This is a genomic window from Streptomyces sp. NPDC053426 (assembly GCF_055585405.1).
This window is the reverse complement of the sequence record NZ_JBVJKE010000014.1, coordinates 229,843-245,386: the sequence shown is the minus strand read 5'-3', so window position 1 is coordinate 245,386 and position 15,544 is coordinate 229,843. Positions and strand designations below refer to the sequence as shown.

Below are 15,544 nucleotides of genomic sequence, written 5' to 3'. Positions count from 1 at the left end.
CTGGCGGAGCTGTTCACCGCCGGGGACACCGACGTCGTCGGCGGGGTCCTGATGAAGCTCACCGCGCTGCGCTCGTACATGCGCGAGCGCACCCTGGGCGAGGAGGGCGACGAGGCCGTGGTCAAGGCCGTCGGCCTCACCGGGCAGGAGGCCGAGGACCTGCACCGGCTGCTCGCCGTCGCCAAGTACGAGGACCGCTACGTCGTCCCCGCCGCGCACAAGGAGGACGCCGCCGCGCTGACCGCCATGGAGAACCGCTGCCCCGTCGAGTCCTCCGGCGACCCCCAGCCCTCCGACGGCCGCCGCGTGATGCTCGGCATCCCCACCCTGCGCCGCCGCTCCACCGACACCCCCGCCGGAGGCCACCCGTGACCCCCCTGCCCGCCACCGTGCCCGGGATCGTCCGCACCCGGGTCCGGGCCGCCCTGCGCCGCCCGGACAGGACCTCACGCACCGCGCCGCTCACCCCCGAGGAGACGGAACAACGGGCACTGCTGCTGCGGCTGATGTCGCTGCTGCTGCAGTACCCCGACGCCGGTCTCGCCGCCGCCCGGCCGGTGCTCACCGCCACCGTCGGGGCGCTGCCGCCCTCACCGGCGGCCGGGCACCTGGCCGAGTTCACCGCCTGGTTCACCGGGCAGGAGACCGACGCCCTGGAGCGGCACTACGTCGAGATGTTCGACCTGCGCCGCAAGAGCAGCCTCTACCTCACCTACTACCTGCACGGCGACACCCGCCGCCGCGGCATGGCCCTGCTCACCCTCGCCCAGCGCTACCGCGCGGCCGGCTGGGAGACCGACGCCGGCGAACTCCCCGACCACCTCCCGGTCGTCCTCGAGTTCGCCGCCCTGACCGGCCCCGGCCGGGGCGAGGCACCGCTGCGGCAGCACCGGCGCGGCATCGAACTGGTCCACCGCGCCCTGAGCGACGCGGACTCCCCCTACCGGCACGTCCTGGCGGCGCTGATCGAGCTGCTGCCGCCGCCCACCGAGGCCGATCTGCGGGCGGTGGCCGAACTGGCCGCCGAGGGCCCGCCGAACGAGGACGTCGGGATCGACCCGTACGGGGCCTACGGAGCCGGTGAGTTCGCGCCGCCGGGCTCGTTCGTCCCGCCCGAGCAGGCTTCACCCACCCTCGTGCCGCCGTCCGCCGCGCACCGTCAGGAAGACCACTGATGAACACCTCCGCAGCCGACCTGCTCCTCTGGGTCGCCGTCCCCTACATCTGCCTCGCGGTGTTCGCCGTCGGGCACGTCTGGCGCTACCGCCAGGACCAGTTCGGCTGGACCTCCCGCACCAGCCAGCTCCTGGAGCACCGGTGGCTGCGCTGGGGCAGCCCGCTGTTCCACCTCGGCGCGTTCATGGTCATCGGCGGGCATGTCGCGGGTCTCGCGGTACCGGCCTCCTGGACCGAGGCCGCCGGCGTCGACGAGCACACGTACCACACCATCTCCGTGTGGGGCGGCTCGGTCGCCGGGATCGCCATGGTCACCGGACTCGGCATGCTGTGCGCCCGCCGGCTGCTGACCCGCCGGATCCGGCTCCGCACCGACCGCAGCGACAAGGTCCTCTTCCCGCTGCTGTCCGCGACCGTGCTGCTCGGCATCACCGCCACCGCCGGCCACAACGTCTTCGGCGCCGGTTACGACTACCGCTCCACCGTCTCGGTGTGGTTCCGGGGACTGTTCGCCCTCTCCCCCGAGCCCGGGGCGATCGCCGGGGCCCCGCTGCTGTTCCAGCTCCACGCGCTCACCGCCTGTCTGCTCTTCGCCGTCTGGCCGTTCACCCGGCTCGTCCACGTGTGGAGCGCGCCGGTCGGCTACCTCGTACGCCCGTACGTGGTCTACCGGCGGCGCACGGCCGCCGCCACCGCGCCGGGCGGGCGGCGGGCCGCATGAGCGGGGCGGCCTCCCCGGCGTCGGCACCGGCGCCGGGGAGGCGCGTCGGCTGGCTGATGACGCTGACCGGGGTCGTCGGCTGGCTCGCCTCCCTGCGCCTGGCGGTCGACGACTGGCGGCTGCTCAAGGACCCCGACTACGTGCCGTCGTGCGACATCAGCCCGGTGGTGGGCTGCGGCAGCGCCATGGCGAGCCCGCAGGGGAACCTGCTGGGCTTTCCCAACATGCTGATCGGCCTGGGCGCCTTCGCCGCGGTGGCCGTCCTCGGTGTGGCCGTGCTGACGGGTGCGCGGCTGCACCGGGCGCTGTGGCTGGCGCTGAACGGCGGGGCGCTGGCGGCGGTGGGGTTCGTCCACTGGCTGATCTGGCAGTCGCTGTACGAACTCGACCGCCTCTGCCCGTACTGCGCCGTCGTCTGGGTGGTGACCATCGCCCTGTTCTGGTACGTGACCCTGCGCAACTGCGCGCACGGCGTCATTCCCGTGCCCCGGCGCGGTCGCGCCGCCCTGGACCTGGTCCTGGAGTCCCACTGGCTGCTGCTGGCCGGCTGGTACGGCGTGGTCGTGCTGCTGGTCCTGACCCGTTTCTGGACGTACTGGAGCAGCCTGCTCTAGCCGACGCCTCCCCCGTGCCGACGGCGTGGTGGACCTTCATGCCGTGGTGGCCGTACGACCGGGGCGCTCCCGCGCCGCCCGTCCCCCCGGGTCTTGTCGAGCGGTTCGGTTCGAAGACCGCGGGTCAGGCGCCGGGCGTACCGGTCGCCGCGCGGGCGTAACGGTGTGCCAGGAGTGCGAAGGCGTCCTTGAGTTCCTGCGGGCCGACGACCTCGACGGCGGCGTCGAACCGTCCGACGCCGGCGGCCAGGGCGGTCCACGACCAGGAGCCCAGGACGAGCCGGCAGCGGTCGGGGCCGAGTCCCTCGACGACGGCGTCGTGGGCGTGGCGGGAGACGGTGGCGGCGGGCAGGTCCAGGATCACCTCTCCGCGGCAGGGCCACTCGCCGGAGCCGTCCGCTCCGCGGAACCTGCCGGTGACGAACGCGGCCACATCGCCTCCGGGCACCTCGCGCGGTGTGAAGCGGGGCCCCGTCGGGCTGCGCGGGGTGATCCGGTCGGCGCGGAAGACGCGCCAGTCGGCGCGGTCGAGGTCGAAGGCGACGAGGTACCAGCGTCCGCCCCGGCTGACGAGATGGTGCGGTTCCACCCGGCGCGGCGGGGAGGCGCGGGCGTAGTCGAAGCGCAGCACTTCGCCGGCGTGGACGGCGGCGCTCAGCGTCATGAGCAGCGCGCCGTCGACGGGTGGGTGCGGACGGGCCGCGGGCTCCACGGTGGTCACCCGGAGGGTGTCGACGCGGTGGCGCAGCCGCGCGGGCATGACCTGCCGGACGGTGGCCAGGGCGCGGGCCGCGTCCTCCCGGATCGCGGCACCCGTGGTGGCGGCGGTCCGCAGCGCGACGGCGAGGGCGACGGCCTGCTCGTCGTCGAACAGCAGCGGTGGCATCCGGGTGCCGGCGTCCAGCCGGTATCCCCCGTCGGGTCCCTTGAAGGCCGCGACGGGATAGCCGAGTTCGCGCAGTCGGTCGACGTCACGGCGTACGGTCCGCGGGCTCACTCCCAGCCGTTCGGCCAGCAGCGCCCCCGGCCAGTCGCGGCGGGCCTGGAGCAGGGAGAGCAGGGACAGCAGTCGGGCTGAGGTTTTCGGCATGGTGCCGATCCTGCCCCGGGAAGAGGACACGACCTGACCGCTTCCCCTGCGACGGTTCTCCTGTGTCCGACCACGACGACGACCAGAAGGATCCGATCACCGTGACCACCACCACCGCCACGCCCCGGCCGCCCGCTCTCGACGCCGAACGGGCCGATCTGCTCGCCACGCTCGCGACCGCGCGGGCGTCCCTGACCGCCACGGCGCGCGGACTGAGCGACGAACAGGCCGGTGCGCGACCGACGGTCAGCGCCCTGTGCCTGGGCGGGCTGATCAAGCACGTCGCGGCCATCGAGGAGGCGTGGATGGCCTTCGCGACCGAGGGCCCGTCCGCGATGCGCCACGACCTGCCCGACGGCGTCACCTGGGCCGACCTCGCGGCCGGCACCGCCCGCGAGATCCCGCGGTGGGTGATCGACCACCAGAACAACTTCCGGATGCTGCCCGGCGACACCCTGGACGGCGTCCTCGCCCGCTACGCGCGGGTCGCCGCCCGCACCGAGGAGATCGTCGCCTCCGTGCCCGACCTGTCGGCGGCCCATCCGCTGCCCGAGGCCCCCTGGTACGAGCCGGGAGCGGTGCGCAGTGTGCGCGGGGTGCTGGCGCACCTCATCTCCGAGACCGCGCAGCACGCGGGGCACGCCGACATCCTGCGCGAGACGCTCGACGGACAGACGTCCACCTGACCGGCGCGGATCACCGCGTCCGCCCGCCGAACGGAACGCCCGCGGTCAGCCGGGCCGGTGCTGCTGGGTGAGGACCGCCGCCATCAGCTCGGGATCGAGGACCGAGGCGTCGGCAAGGCGGGTGGACGCGGTGAGCGAGTTCAGCAGGGCCTTGGTGACCCGCAGGGCGGGGGCCGGCCGCCGCAGGACGGGTTTGGCCCAGGCCGTGACGGCCGCGTCCAGGGCGTCCTGCGGCACGACCTTCTGCAGGATCGACAGGGAGCGGGCCTCGCCGGCGTCGAAGACGCGCCCGGTGAGGACGATGTCGCGGACGCGGGCGGCCCCCGCCTCGCTGATGAGGCGGGGAAGCAGCCCGCCCCAGGCGGTGGGCAGGCCGAGGGCGAGTTCGGGCAGGCGGAAGGTCGCCGTGTCGGCGCCGACGCGCAGGTCGCAGGCGAGGGCGAGGGCGAGTCCGGCGCCGATGGCTCTGCCCTGGACCCGGGCGATGGTGACGGCGGGGTTGGCGGTGAGCGCCTCGCACACGCGCCGGGCCCGGGTCCCGGAGGCCCGGATGCCGCCGCCGGTGGGGTCGAGGGCGAGGTGCTCGGCGAACTCGCCGCGGTCGCCGCCGAGGCAGAAGTCATCACCGGCGGCGGCCAGCACCAGGACCCGTACCGCCGGGTCCTGGTCGTCGAGGACGGTGAGGAGGTCGTCGAGCATGGCGTCGGTGACGGCGTTGCCCTGCTCGGGGACGTTCAGTTCGACGGTGAGGAGGGGACCCCGGCGGTGGGTGCGCAGGGTCTTCAGTGTCCGGTCGGCGGGGAGACCGGCGAGGGACGGGGCGTTCATGCGGTGACTTTCAGGGAGGTGATGCGGCGGAAGACGACGCGGGAGGTGTCGTAGGCGGGGGGTGCGAGGGGCCGCAGCGTGGGGAAGCGTTCCAGCACCTGGGTGAGCAGCTCCCGGGCCTCCAGCCGGGCGAGCGCCGCTCCGAGGCAGTAGTGGGCGCCGCCGCCGAAGGTGAGGTGGCCGCCGCCGCGCCGGATGTCGAACAGGTGGGGGTCCGGGTTGCGGCGGGGGTCGTGGGCGGCCGCCCCGTAGAGCACGTGGACGGTGGTGTCCTTGGCGATCGGTGTGCCGGCGAGGACGGTGTCGTCGGCGGCGACACGGGAGTTGACGACCACGGGCGGGTCGTAGCGCAGGGTCTCCTCGACCGCGTCGTCGATGTGGCCCGGGTGCCGGCGCAGCCATGCGGCGCGTGAGGGGTCCCGGGTGAGGAACCACACGGTGTTGGCCAGCAGCACCGCGCTGGTCTCCAGCGAGGCGATGGTGATGAACATCGTCAGGTCGTAGATCACCTGGTCCGCGGCGGCCCGGTCGTCGGGGTACCGGGCGTCCCAGTGGTGGATCCAGCCGGTGAGGACGTCGTCGCCGGGGCGGGCCCGCCGTTGCCGGATCAGTTCGGTGAAGTAGGTCCGCATCTCCAGCGTGGCCCGGGCCGATACGGCGAGTTCGCTCTTGGTGGGCAGCAGTTCCTGGGCGTAGACCTGCCGGTGGGTGAAGTCCAGGATGTGCGCGTAGTGCTCCGGGGGGATGCCGAGCCAGTCGCCCACGGTCAGCAGGGGGAGCTGTTCGGCGACGGTGGTGACGAAGTCGGCCTCCCCGTCGGCGCGCAGCCGCTCCTCCAGGCCGTCCAGGAGGCCGGAGGCGAGGGCGGCGACCCGGGGGCGCAGGCCCTCCAGGGCGGAGCGGTCGAACGGGTTGCCCAGGGCACGCCGCTGGCAGGTGTGCGTGGGGGCGTTGAGGCGGGGCAGGGTGCGGGTCATCTCGCGGGTGGCGGGTGCCTGCCAGCGGCCCGGGTCGGGCTGCCGTTCCTGCCAGGCGAAGTCCGGCACCAGCCAGTTCCTGCCGCGCAGGACCTGGCTGCATGCCTCGAACCCGGTGACGAAGTAACCGCCCCAGGGGGCGCGTACGACGTCCCCCAGGGCACGCATCTCCGCCCAGACGGGAAGGGGGTCGGCCTGCCCCTCGCCGGAACGCAGCCGGCGGAGAAGGGAGATGACGGCTCGGCGGTCGTTGATGGTGCCGCGTATGTCGCCGACGGCGGTCACGCAGAGCTCCTTTGGCTGGGCGCTACCGATCAAGTACCGCCGGAACCTACCCTTCCACCCGCTCGTGTCATGCGCCCCTGTGTGTTGCTCCCGTCACATGCGGTGCATCAGACACGGAAGATGTCCAGGAAACTGCTCCAGAATCCCTTCTTCCGTCCCGGTTCCTGCCGGACCGGCGCGGACGCGGCCGCGGGGAAGGACTGCTGCGCGCCCGGTTCCGGGGTCCGGCCCCGCAGCGCGGCCGCCATCCGGGTGGCGGCGGTGGGGCTGAAGGTCACGGGCAGCGCGACCAGGGCCCGGTGGAACGGGCCCGGCCGCCACTGCAGGTCCTTCTCCGGCACGGCCAGGGCGAGGTCGGGCAGCGCGTTGAGGAGCCGTTCGATCGCGGTGGTCGCGATGACCTGCGCCGGGTCCTTGGCGGGGCAGGCGTGCGGTCCGGCCCCCCAGGCGAGATGGGCGCCCTTGCTGTGGGCGCGGCGGGCCTCGGCGAGCGCGGGGTCGCTGTTGGCGCCCGCGAAGGAGATGACGACCGGGGTGTTCGCCTCCACCACGTGGCCGCCGAGGTCGACGTCCTGGACCGGGTAGTGGGTGGCGTAGTTGGCGATGGGCGTCTGGTTCCACAGCACGTGGTCGAGCGCCTCCTCGATCAGCATGCCGCTCTGCCGGCCGCCCGCCCCGGACAGCAGCAGCACCAGGGCGTTGCCGATGAGGTTGCGTTCGGGTTCGACGCCGGCGCCCATCAGCATCACCAGCTGGTCCTTGAGCTCCTCGTCGGTGAGCCCGGCGGGGTGCTGGATCAGCCAGGAGGTGACGTCGTCGCCGGGCGAGCGCCGCTTGAGCGCGATCAGCTCCATGAGGCAGGCGGTGAGGTCCTCGTTGGCGCGCAGCGCGTCCTTGCCGTCGAAGATCGCCGACATGGCGGTGGTGAGGGTGTCACCGATGTCCGCCGGGCAGCCGAACAGCTTGTTGAACAGCAGCAGCGGCAGCAGCTTGGCGTAGTCGTTGAGCAGGTCGGCGCGCCCCCGCTCGCTGAACCGGTCGAGGAGGTAGTCGGCGATCGGCTCGACGTCGCGCCGGATCCTGGTGATGTTGAGCCGGGCCAGGCTGTCCACCACGGCCTTGCGCAGCCGCAGGTGCACGGCGCCGTCGGTGAACAGGCAGTTGGGCCGGTACGCCATCATCGGCAGCACCGGGTTGTCCATGCCGATGCGGCCCTCGGCCAGCGCCTTCCAGCGGCGGGCGTCGCGGGCGAACAGCTCGGTGTTCTGCAGCACGCGCAGCGCCGTCTCGTGGCCGACGACCAGCGTGGCGTCCGCGCCGGGGGCGAGCTCGACGGGGCCGGCCGGGGCGTGGGCGCGCAGCCGGTCGTAGACCTGCTGGGGGTCGGCGGCGAACGCGGCGTCGTGCATGGGGCATCTGCTGACGGTGGCAGACGGTGCTTGGGGGTCCATGAAGTCTTCCTTAGTGGTCGGAGAACCGCTGTTCCCGGTCCGGGCGGGGGGGCGGGGCGGTCAGGCCGCGCGGTCGAGCAGATGCCGCACCAGGGCGATCAGCGCCTTGGCGGACGACTGCTGGTCGCGGGCGTCGCAGTAGACGACCGGGGTGTCCGGGAGCAGGTCGAGCGCCTCGCGCACCTCGGCCTCGCCGTAGGTGGCGGCGGGGTCGAAGCAGTTGACGGCGATGGCGTACTCCAGGCCGTACCGCTCGATGAGGTCGATGACCGGGAAGGTCTCCTCCAGACGTCCCGGGTCGACCAGGAGCAGGGCCCCGAGCGCGCCGCGGGCCATGTCCTCCCACAGCTGCATGAAGCGCTGCTGGCCCGGGGTGCCGAACAGGTACAGCACCAGGTCGTCGCTGAGGGTGAGGCGGCCGAAGTCCAGGGCGACCGTGGTGGTGGTCTTGTCCGCCACGCCCCGCAGGTCGTCGATGTGGACGGACGCCTGGGTCATCTTCTCCTCGGTGCGCAGCGGAGTGATCTCCGACAGCGAGCCGATGAAGGTCGTCTTGCCCACGGCGAAATGCCCGACGACGAGGATCTTGGCGGCGTTGGTCACCGCGCTGGAGACGTAGATGGACTTCTGGGCCGTCTCAGCCGATGAGGGATTGGAGTCCATTCAGAACCTTCTCGAGGGTCGCTCTGTCAACGTTCTGGGCCCGGGGCGGCTCGGCCCGGCGCAGCAGGTGTCCCTGCTCGGCTAAATCGGTGAGCAGCAGCCGGGCCACCCCGACGGGCAGGCCGAGGTGGCCCGCCACCTCGGCGACCGACAGGTAGCCACCCGCGCACAGCTCCCAGATCGCCCGGACCTCGGGGCCGGCCCCCAGCGGAAGCGTCCGCTCGGGAGCCAGGGTGACCAAGGTGTGCAGCGCCAGTTCGTCCGAGGACGGCAGGCTCCGGCCGCCCGTGATGACGTAGGAGCGGACGAAGTCACTGGTGACGGGTGCTTCCTCGCCGGGCGTCGTCATACGCCGGCGCCGTTGTCGGAGCGCGGGGCCACGCTCATCGCCTTGCTCAGCGCCGCCACCGTCTTCTGCATGCGGAACGACATGGCCTCCATGTCGACGTCCAGCGCCGCCGAGACGGCGAGGTAGGCGCCCTGCCCGGCCGCGATCAGGAAGATCCAGCCGCCGTCGTACTCCAGCAGCGTCTGCTTCCAGATGCCGTGCCCCGCCCCGACGAAACCGGCGACCGCCCGGCTGAGGGACTGCATGGAGCTCATCGCGGCGGCGTTCGTCTCGGCGTCGTCGCGTGAGATCTCGTCCGAACGCTGCAGCAGCAGGCCGTCGCCCGAGACGAGGACCGCGTGGCGGGCACCACGCACCTCGAGCACGTCGTTCAGCACCCACGACAGGTCGGTGTTCACTGGTGGTCAGGTCCTTCCGTGGTGTTCGTGGTCCGTCCGAGCTGGGTGCCGCGTGCGAACGCCCCCAGGCGCGACGCGGTCACCTCGCCGGCCGACTCGGACGTCTGCTGGTCGGTGCCGGCCGTGTCCTGCGGCGCCGGCACCACGGAGATGGGCCCCTGGCGCCGGCGGCGCTTGGGCAGCCCGCCGGTCGTCGTGCCCACCACGTGCGAGGGGCCGACCGGGACGGGCGCCAGCCGCTGCGGGGTGCTCTCCTCGCCCCGGCCGGCGGATTCCCGGACGGGTTCGGCGGGGGTGACGGCCTCGGCCGCCAGAAGGCTCTCCGGTACTCGGATCACTGCGCGCACTCCGCCGTAGGGGGACACCGAACCGACGGAGACGGCGAAGCCGTACCGTGCGGCGAGCATGCCGCACACCGCGAACCCGAACCGGGGCGGGTCGCCGAGACCGGTGATGTCGACGGGGCCGTCGGCGGCCAGCAGCGTCGCCGCCCGGTCCTTGGTCTCCTGGTCCATGCCCAGACCGGCGTCGTCGACGATGAAGCACACGCCCGTCGGCACGGCCTGGATGTTGACCTCGACCGGTGTGCCCGGCGCGCTGTACGTGGTCGCGTTGTCCAGCAGTTCGGCCAGTACCACCGCCACCGGCTCGACGGCCTTGCTGGTGACGCCGACGCTCGCCTGCGCGTGGATGCTCACCCGGTTGAAGTCCTTGATGCGGCCCTGCGCGCTGCGGGCCACGTCGTAGACGGTCGCCACGCCCTCGCGCCGGCCCAGCCAGCCGCCGCACAGCACCGAGATGCCCTTGGCACGTCGGCTGAACTGGCTGCCGGTGTGGTCCACCGACATCAGGTCCGCCAGCACCTCGGTGTCGTTGCCGTACTTCTGCAGCAGCCCGTCCAGCAGCAGTTGCTGCTCCTCGGCGAGCGACTGGAGCGTGCCCATCGCCGACTTCAGTACCGCCTTGGTCGACGACTCCGCGTCCGCCCTGACGTCCGCGAGGTCACCGCGGTGCTGGGTGTCCAGGGAGGCGATGTGCCCCTGGAGCTGGTCGATCCGGCCCTGGGCCTGGCCCAGTCCGGTCTCCAGGTCGTTCTTCGTTCTTCGGAGCGCCAGGTTGGTTCTCCGGGCCCGCTGCACTGCGAACACCGCAGCAGCGAGCACCACAAGCAGGATCCACAGCAGCGGATCCCCGATCAATGACGTCATGAGACTCTCTTCAAGTCGCATCGCGCCGGGAGTCCGGCAGGTCCGCGCATGCGTGGAACGGGTCCGGGCCGTCGAACGGCGCGGGCCTACGGCGGACCAAGCCTCAACTCCTCAGCGATGGGGCCTTAGAGACTGTCCCCCGTACGCGTTCATGACGCGCCGCCAGCCTACTGAAAGTTCGATGATCTTATCAGTTCGGCTGGGGTAACCCGCCTCTTCCGGAGGCCACTTGGCGACCCTCACGAGACCCACACACCGCGCCGCTCCCCGGCGCCAACGGCACCTTGCGGCCACGTGGACGGCACGGAAACACGACGTCGACGCGTCGGTGGCCCTCGCGGACGGGCCCCGGGCCCCGCGGGCTGTCACCCCGTACCGAGGTCGCGCAGCATCCGCCGCTGGTGACGGTGGCCGATCGTCTCGTAGCCGGCCACGGTGACGAACGGGGCGAGCATCACCACCAGCAGGCACACCGCCGTCCCCACCCCGGCGGCGGCGAGGAGCACCGCCGCGGCCAGAACCGCGAGGGTGAGGGAGATCAGCAGCAGATGGAACCTGTCCCCCGCGGACAGCAGCAGCGTGTGCAGCAGATACACCATCAGCAGGTAGAGGCCGACCGGCAGCGCCAGCGACAGCACCACGGCGACACCGCCGATCCTCGCGTGGTGCTCCAGGTACAGGCCCGCCACGTGCAGCCCCGCGCCCGCGCCGGCGATGCCGATGAACAGCGGGATGTGGCCGTAGCCGAAGAGGTACCCGCGCTGACGCCGGTGGACCAGGATGGCGCCGAACGGGGTGGTGAAGTACACCCACCACATGCCGAAGGTCAGGCCCACACCGGCGACGACCACGGCGACCGCGTCCGCGCTCCAGTCGGTCCCGGCCGCGCCGCCCAGGAGGTCACCGGACGAGGCGACGGTGCCGACCACTCCCTCGCCGAGCGTGATGATCGCGAACAGGCCGTACCGTTCCGCGACGTGGTGCGGGTGCCACGGCGTACCGCCGGCCCGGCCCTGCGCGAGCAGCGGCAGGACCAGCTCCACGACGCCCAGCACGGCGAAGGCGACGAACGCCACCGCGAGCGTCGGATGCGTGAAGCCCACCACGATCCAGCCGAGCTGGACCAGCACGGTCCAGCGGATGTTCCGCGTCCCCACGTCGTGGAACGGGGGAGACTCGCGGGCCGCGCGCCACCACTGCAGCACCATGGCGATCCGCATCACGACGTACCCGATCACCATGGCGCGCAGCTCCAGGTGCTCGCCCTCCCCGACCGAGTGGAACATCGCCGGCAGGCCGAGGGAGAACACGACGACACCGACCATCTGCACCATGGTCAGGACCCGGTAGTGCCAGTCGTCGGTGGCGAACGCGGAGGAGAACCAGCTGAAGCTGATCCAGGCGACGCTGATCGCGAACATCGCCAGGGTGAAGGCGCCGACGGCCTCCAGGGCGTGGTCCTCGGCGAGCATCTCGGCGAAGTGGGAGGCCGCGGTGCCCACCGCCACCACGAACGTCAGGTCGAACAGCAGCTCCAGGGGCGTGGCGGACCTGCCCGGCTCCTCCGGGTCACGGCCGGTCATCGGCTTCCGGCTGTGCGCCAGCCTGCCGCCGCCGGCCGGGCCGCCGTGTTCGGGGTCACTCATGAGCAGCATGATGACGCATGCGCACGGCATCGCCGCCGACATCGGCGGGCCCGGCCGCCGGGATTCGTCCGCGGCACACCGGCGTCCGGGCCGGAACGCCACGGCTCGCGGGCGATCGCTCCGTTCCCGGCCGGCGCGCATGCGGACGGGCGGGGCGGGCCACTCCCGGGTCATGGCGTCGCCGGCCTCCCGGTCCGCCGGGCAGTAGTCCTTGCCGCCGAGGACGTAGTCGTAGATCCGCGCGGAGTGCGCGTTCTCGGTGTCGATGCGGCCGGCCGGCCATCCGTTCCCGGTCACCTCGGTGTCCCCTTCGCGGGTCGTGGTTCCGGGGCGGGGCGGGCGGCGCCGGTGCGGTGCCCGGACTCCCCGCCGCGCCACTCCCGAGACGCCTCACGGCCGTTCCCGCGCCACCGCCCCGGCACCCATCGGCAGCGGACCGGGCAGGCCGGTTTCAGTCGCCCCTCCGGCCGTCCGGAGCAGACGGACTGAGATACTCCGGCCATGGACGCCGAGGTGACGGGGAGCGGGACGCGACCGGACGTGACGGTGCCCGCGGGAAGCATGCCGGCGCACGCCGCGGGCTGGGCGCCGCGTCCCGCGGTGGCGGCGGACGTCGAGGTGATCGCGGAGTTGCGGGCCACGGTCATGCGCGCGGATCTGGAGCGCCTCGGGCGTTACGACGAACACCGGGTACGGCAGCGGCTGCGGGACTCCTTCTCCCCGCGGTACACGTCGGTCATCATGCTCGGCCGTGAACTCGCGGGATGCGTCACGGTCCGGCCCGCCGGGGGCAGACAGTGGCTGGAGCACTTCTACATCGCCCCGCGCCGCCAGGGCCGAGGGCTCGGGTCCGCCGTGCTGCGCACGGTGCTGGAGCGGACCGACGCGCGGGGCATGACCGTGGGTCTGAACGTCTTGCAGGGCAGTGCCGCCCGCCGGCTCTACGAGCGTCACGGATTCGTCGTGGAAGCCGAGGACCCGATCGACGTCTTCATGACGCGCCCGCCGGGGGCGGTGGCCGGCACCGCGGCGAAGGCCTGACCCGTGACGCGCGACGGGCTCGCCCCTCCTGCCTTCCGTGGCGTCTCCCGTGCGCGCTTCGGCGATTCGGCCGAGGAGTCGACAGCCTCGTGGCCGGTCCGGTGCGAGTCGGCACCGCGTGAACGGCGAGGTGCCGCACGGTGGCGGGAGGCCGGTGCCGTGCCGTCAGGCCGCCACGCGACGACCGCGGTCGCGGACCGAGTCGTCATCAGGTGCTGACCGCCCGCACGATCGCGGCGACGTCCTGACGGCTCATGGGTTCGGCGTCCATGGAGTTGTGGATGCTGAGCCCTTCCACCAGCGCGTCCAGGGCCCGGGCCGTCCTGGCGTCGAAGTGCCGGCTCAACGACGTGCGGCTGGCCCTCATCCAGGACCGCATGACGTCGAGCAGCGCGGGGTTGCGGGAGGCGAAGGCGTACAGCTCGTAGCTGAGCACCAGCTCCCGGGGGCTGCCCCAGAGCGTGCCGCAGATGATCTCCACCACGGCGGCGCGCGCCTCCTCCACGGTCTCGGCCGCCTCCAGCGGCTCGCGGTAGCGGGCGGACATCGATTCCGCGAGCCGGGTGAAGGCCTCGACGAGCAGTTGCTGCCTGCCCTCGAAGTAGTACGTCATCGATCCCAGGGAGACGCCCGCGGCCTCGGCGATGCGCCGGTGCGTGGCGCCCGTGACCCCGTGCTCGGCGATCACGTCGAGGGCCGCCTCGACGATGCGGTCCCGGCGTCCCGGGTCGTTGGGCCCGCGTGAGCTGCCCGACATGGGTGTCCCCTTCCTGCGCTTCCCCACGGGCATGTACGTTTGTACATACTCACTCCGTGGGCGGTCGCGTCCCCGGCCGCCTCACGTCTGGATCGAGCCCGCAGTGATAGACCTGGCCACACGCCGCCGCCGCACGGCATTGTTCCTCTTCTTCCTCATGCCCGGCCTGTCGATCTCCTCCTGGGTGACACGCACACCCGACATCAGGGACCAACTGGGCGCCTCGACCGCGCAGATGGGAATCGTCCTGTTCGGTCTCTCCGTCGGTTCGATGCTCGGCGTCCTCGGCTCCGGGGCGCTGGTGGCGAGGTTCGGGACCCGGCCGGTCATGGGGGCGGGAACCGCGCTCGTCATCCTCAGCATGGCGGTGATCGGCTGCGGAGCGCTGTGGTCGTCCGCGCCGGCCGTCACGGCGGGGCTCTTCCTCTTCGGTGCCGGCATGGGCGGCGGTGAGGTGGCGGTCAACGTCGACGGCGCCGAGGTCGAGCGGATCACCGGCCGTACGGTCCTGCCCACGCTGCACGGCTTCTTCAGCCTCGGAACCGTCGTGGGGGCCTCGCTCGGCATCCTGTGCACCGCCGTCGGCTTCCCCGTGCACTGGCACCTGGCAGCCGTCGCCGCCGTCACCGCCGCCGCCTTCGCCCACGCCCTGCGGGCCATCCCCCACGGCGTCGGCCGGACCCGCGGCGACAAGCGGGCCGGCGGGGCGAAGTCCCGCCGGCCCGCGGTCCGCAAGGACCGGCGCCTGCTGCTGATCGGCGGGATCGTGCTGACCATGGCCCTGGCCGAAGGGGCGGCCAACGACTGGCTGCCCCTGCTCATGGTCGACGGGCACGACATGGACCCCGCCCTGGGCTCAGCCGTCTACGCGGGCTTCGCCGCCGCCATGACGGTCGGCCGCTTCGGCGGCGGGTTCTTCATCGACCGTTTCGGCCGCGCCCCCGTCGTCCGCGCCAGCGCGGTCTCCGCCGCACTCGGCCTGGCCGTCGTCGTCTTCGCCGACAACGCCTTCCTCGCCGGAGCGGCCGTGCTCCTGTGGGGACTGGGGGCATCCCTCGGATTCCCCCTCGCCCTCTCCGCGGCCGGCGACTCCGGGCCCGACCCGGCCGCCCGCGTCAGCCTCGTGGCGATGATCGGCTACGTCGCCTTCCTCGTGGGACCTCCCGGCCTGGGCTTCCTCGGCGACCACTACGGCCTGCGCACCGCGATGACCGTCGTCCTGGCCTTCGTCGCCGTGGCGGTCTTCCTCGCCCCCGCCGTCGGCACCCGCCGCACGACACTGACCGCCGCCGCTCCGGCCTCCCAGCCGTCGACGACGGACGAACACCTCGAACGCCCCGGCCCCTGACCTCCCGGCCACGGCTTGGTCCGCGGCCGCACGGTGGAGCGCCGTCGAGCGGGCCCGGAAGCGCAGAAGTCCCCCTGCCGACCCGCGTGATCGTCACGGTGGTACCGGCAGTGCTCGCCGCCGTGGCGGTCGCCGGCCCCACCTCGTCCGCGCCGGACGCGACACGGCCGGACATCGGGGACGACGTCACGTTCGGCGGGGTGCTCCGGGCCGCGGGCCCGCTGTTCTTCGCGTTCGCCGGGTACGCGCGCATCGCCGCTCCCGGCGAGGAGGTCCGCGCCCCCGAGCGCACCGTCCCCGGGCCAT

16 protein-coding genes and 1 pseudogene are annotated in these 15,544 nt (G+C 72.9%); 7 read left to right on the top strand and 10 right to left on the bottom strand.

The window, feature by feature from the left end; translation table 11 throughout:
• The 4 genes and pseudogenes from narY to ACZ62B_RS27565 all read left to right on the top strand — a co-directional run.
• Positions 1-372: pseudogene (narY, locus tag ACZ62B_RS27580) on the top strand (nitrate reductase subunit beta); the annotation flags it as partial.
• A complete protein-coding gene (gene narJ, locus ACZ62B_RS27575; protein ID WP_468727998.1) occupies positions 369-1,175 on the top strand; it encodes a nitrate reductase molybdenum cofactor assembly chaperone in 807 nt (268 codons plus the stop codon). The pseudogene narY and the gene narJ, both read left to right, overlap by 4 nt.
• On the top strand, positions 1,175-1,897 hold the full coding sequence (gene narI / locus ACZ62B_RS27570) for a respiratory nitrate reductase subunit gamma (protein ID WP_344560240.1): 723 nt from the start codon (positions 1,175-1,177) through the stop codon (positions 1,895-1,897). The genes narJ and narI overlap by 1 nt, the downstream gene beginning before the upstream one ends.
• Positions 1,894-2,511, top strand: coding sequence for a vitamin K epoxide reductase family protein (locus ACZ62B_RS27565; protein WP_344560239.1), 618 nt, complete (start codon positions 1,894-1,896; stop codon positions 2,509-2,511). The genes narI and ACZ62B_RS27565 overlap by 4 nt, the downstream gene beginning before the upstream one ends.
• Positions 2,512-2,635: 124 nt before the next feature.
• Here ACZ62B_RS27565 and ACZ62B_RS27560 read toward each other — a convergent pair whose 3' ends face one another.
• Positions 2,636-3,601: a helix-turn-helix transcriptional regulator gene (locus ACZ62B_RS27560; protein ID WP_344560238.1), complete on the bottom strand. Its 966-nt coding sequence runs from the start codon at positions 3,599-3,601 to the stop codon at positions 2,636-2,638.
• A gap of 101 nt (positions 3,602-3,702) precedes the next feature.
• Here ACZ62B_RS27560 and ACZ62B_RS27555 point away from each other — a divergent pair, with 101 nt between their 5' ends.
• A complete protein-coding gene (locus ACZ62B_RS27555) occupies positions 3,703-4,287 on the top strand; it encodes a DinB family protein (RefSeq protein WP_425578064.1) in 585 nt (194 codons plus the stop codon).
• Between the two features lie 45 nt (positions 4,288-4,332).
• On the opposite strand, the gene ACZ62B_RS27550 is transcribed toward ACZ62B_RS27555, so the two are convergent.
• The 8 genes from ACZ62B_RS27550 to ACZ62B_RS27515 all read right to left on the bottom strand — a co-directional run bounded on the left by ACZ62B_RS27550 (position 4,333) and on the right by ACZ62B_RS27515 (position 12,389).
• Positions 4,333-5,115 carry an enoyl-CoA hydratase/isomerase family protein gene (locus ACZ62B_RS27550; protein ID WP_344560237.1) on the bottom strand — a complete coding sequence of 261 codons (783 nt, stop codon included), beginning with the start codon at positions 5,113-5,115 and terminating at the stop codon, positions 4,333-4,335.
• Complete coding sequence (locus ACZ62B_RS27545) at positions 5,112-6,377, bottom strand: cytochrome P450 (RefSeq protein WP_344560236.1); 1,266 nt, start codon at positions 6,375-6,377, stop codon at positions 5,112-5,114. The genes ACZ62B_RS27550 and ACZ62B_RS27545 overlap by 4 nt, the downstream gene beginning before the upstream one ends.
• Before the next feature lie 107 nt (positions 6,378-6,484).
• Positions 6,485-7,786, bottom strand: coding sequence for a cytochrome P450 family protein (locus ACZ62B_RS27540; protein ID WP_344560235.1), 1,302 nt, complete (start codon positions 7,784-7,786; stop codon positions 6,485-6,487).
• Between the two features lie 102 nt (positions 7,787-7,888).
• Entirely contained in the window at positions 7,889-8,491 is a 603-nt protein-coding gene (locus ACZ62B_RS27535; RefSeq protein ID WP_344560234.1) for a GTP-binding protein, read from the bottom strand.
• On the bottom strand, positions 8,466-8,840 hold the full coding sequence (locus tag ACZ62B_RS27530) for a DUF742 domain-containing protein (RefSeq protein WP_030827099.1): 375 nt from the start codon (positions 8,838-8,840) through the stop codon (positions 8,466-8,468). The genes ACZ62B_RS27535 and ACZ62B_RS27530 overlap by 26 nt, the downstream gene beginning before the upstream one ends.
• Positions 8,837-9,238: a roadblock/LC7 domain-containing protein gene (locus tag ACZ62B_RS27525; protein WP_217132397.1), complete on the bottom strand. Its 402-nt coding sequence runs from the start codon at positions 9,236-9,238 to the stop codon at positions 8,837-8,839. The genes ACZ62B_RS27530 and ACZ62B_RS27525 overlap by 4 nt, the downstream gene beginning before the upstream one ends.
• On the bottom strand, positions 9,235-10,446 hold the full coding sequence (locus ACZ62B_RS27520; RefSeq protein WP_344560233.1) for an ATP-binding protein: 1,212 nt from the start codon (positions 10,444-10,446) through the stop codon (positions 9,235-9,237). The genes ACZ62B_RS27525 and ACZ62B_RS27520 overlap by 4 nt, the downstream gene beginning before the upstream one ends.
• A gap of 365 nt (positions 10,447-10,811) precedes the next feature.
• The gene (locus ACZ62B_RS27515; protein WP_469692423.1) at positions 10,812-12,389 is read right to left on the bottom strand and encodes a low temperature requirement protein A; all 1,578 of its coding nucleotides are present in this window, start codon (positions 12,387-12,389) and stop codon (positions 10,812-10,814) included.
• Positions 12,390-12,653: 264 nt separating this feature from the next.
• On the opposite strand from ACZ62B_RS27515, the gene ACZ62B_RS27510 reads away from it, so the two are divergent.
• The gene (locus ACZ62B_RS27510; RefSeq protein WP_344560440.1) at positions 12,654-13,133 is read left to right on the top strand and encodes a GNAT family N-acetyltransferase; all 480 of its coding nucleotides are present in this window, start codon (positions 12,654-12,656) and stop codon (positions 13,131-13,133) included.
• 208 nt (positions 13,134-13,341) lie between these two features.
• On the opposite strand, the gene ACZ62B_RS27505 is transcribed toward ACZ62B_RS27510, so the two are convergent.
• Positions 13,342-13,890: a TetR/AcrR family transcriptional regulator gene (locus tag ACZ62B_RS27505; protein WP_073935417.1), complete on the bottom strand. Its 549-nt coding sequence runs from the start codon at positions 13,888-13,890 to the stop codon at positions 13,342-13,344.
• A 106-nt stretch (positions 13,891-13,996) separates the two neighbouring features.
• Here ACZ62B_RS27505 and ACZ62B_RS27500 point away from each other — a divergent pair, with 106 nt between their 5' ends.
• Positions 13,997-15,238, top strand: a complete 1,242-nt coding sequence (locus ACZ62B_RS27500; protein WP_469692433.1) for an MFS transporter — start codon at positions 13,997-13,999, stop codon at positions 15,236-15,238.
• Positions 15,239-15,544: the final 306 nt, after the last annotated feature.

Coding starts and splice junctions, on each gene's coding strand:
- narI (WP_344560240.1), top strand. CDS start 1,175: ATGAACACCTCCGCAGCCGACCTGCTCCTCTGGGTCGCCGTCCCCTAC.
- ACZ62B_RS27565 (WP_344560239.1), top strand. CDS start 1,894: ATGAGCGGGGCGGCCTCCCCGGCGTCGGCACCGGCGCCGGGGAGGCGC.
- ACZ62B_RS27560 (WP_344560238.1), bottom strand. CDS start 3,601: ATGCCGAAAACCTCAGCCCGACTGCTGTCCCTGCTCTCCCTGCTCCAG.
- ACZ62B_RS27550 (WP_344560237.1), bottom strand. CDS start 5,115: ATGAACGCCCCGTCCCTCGCCGGTCTCCCCGCCGACCGGACACTGAAG.
- ACZ62B_RS27540 (WP_344560235.1), bottom strand. CDS start 7,786: ATGCACGACGCCGCGTTCGCCGCCGACCCCCAGCAGGTCTACGACCGG.
- ACZ62B_RS27535 (WP_344560234.1), bottom strand. CDS start 8,491: ATGGACTCCAATCCCTCATCGGCTGAGACGGCCCAGAAGTCCATCTAC.
- ACZ62B_RS27530 (WP_030827099.1), bottom strand. CDS start 8,840: ATGACGACGCCCGGCGAGGAAGCACCCGTCACCAGTGACTTCGTCCGC.
- ACZ62B_RS27520 (WP_344560233.1), bottom strand. CDS start 10,446: ATGACGTCATTGATCGGGGATCCGCTGCTGTGGATCCTGCTTGTGGTG.
- ACZ62B_RS27510 (WP_344560440.1), top strand. CDS start 12,654: ATGCCGGCGCACGCCGCGGGCTGGGCGCCGCGTCCCGCGGTGGCGGCG.
- ACZ62B_RS27505 (WP_073935417.1), bottom strand. CDS start 13,890: ATGTCGGGCAGCTCACGCGGGCCCAACGACCCGGGACGCCGGGACCGC.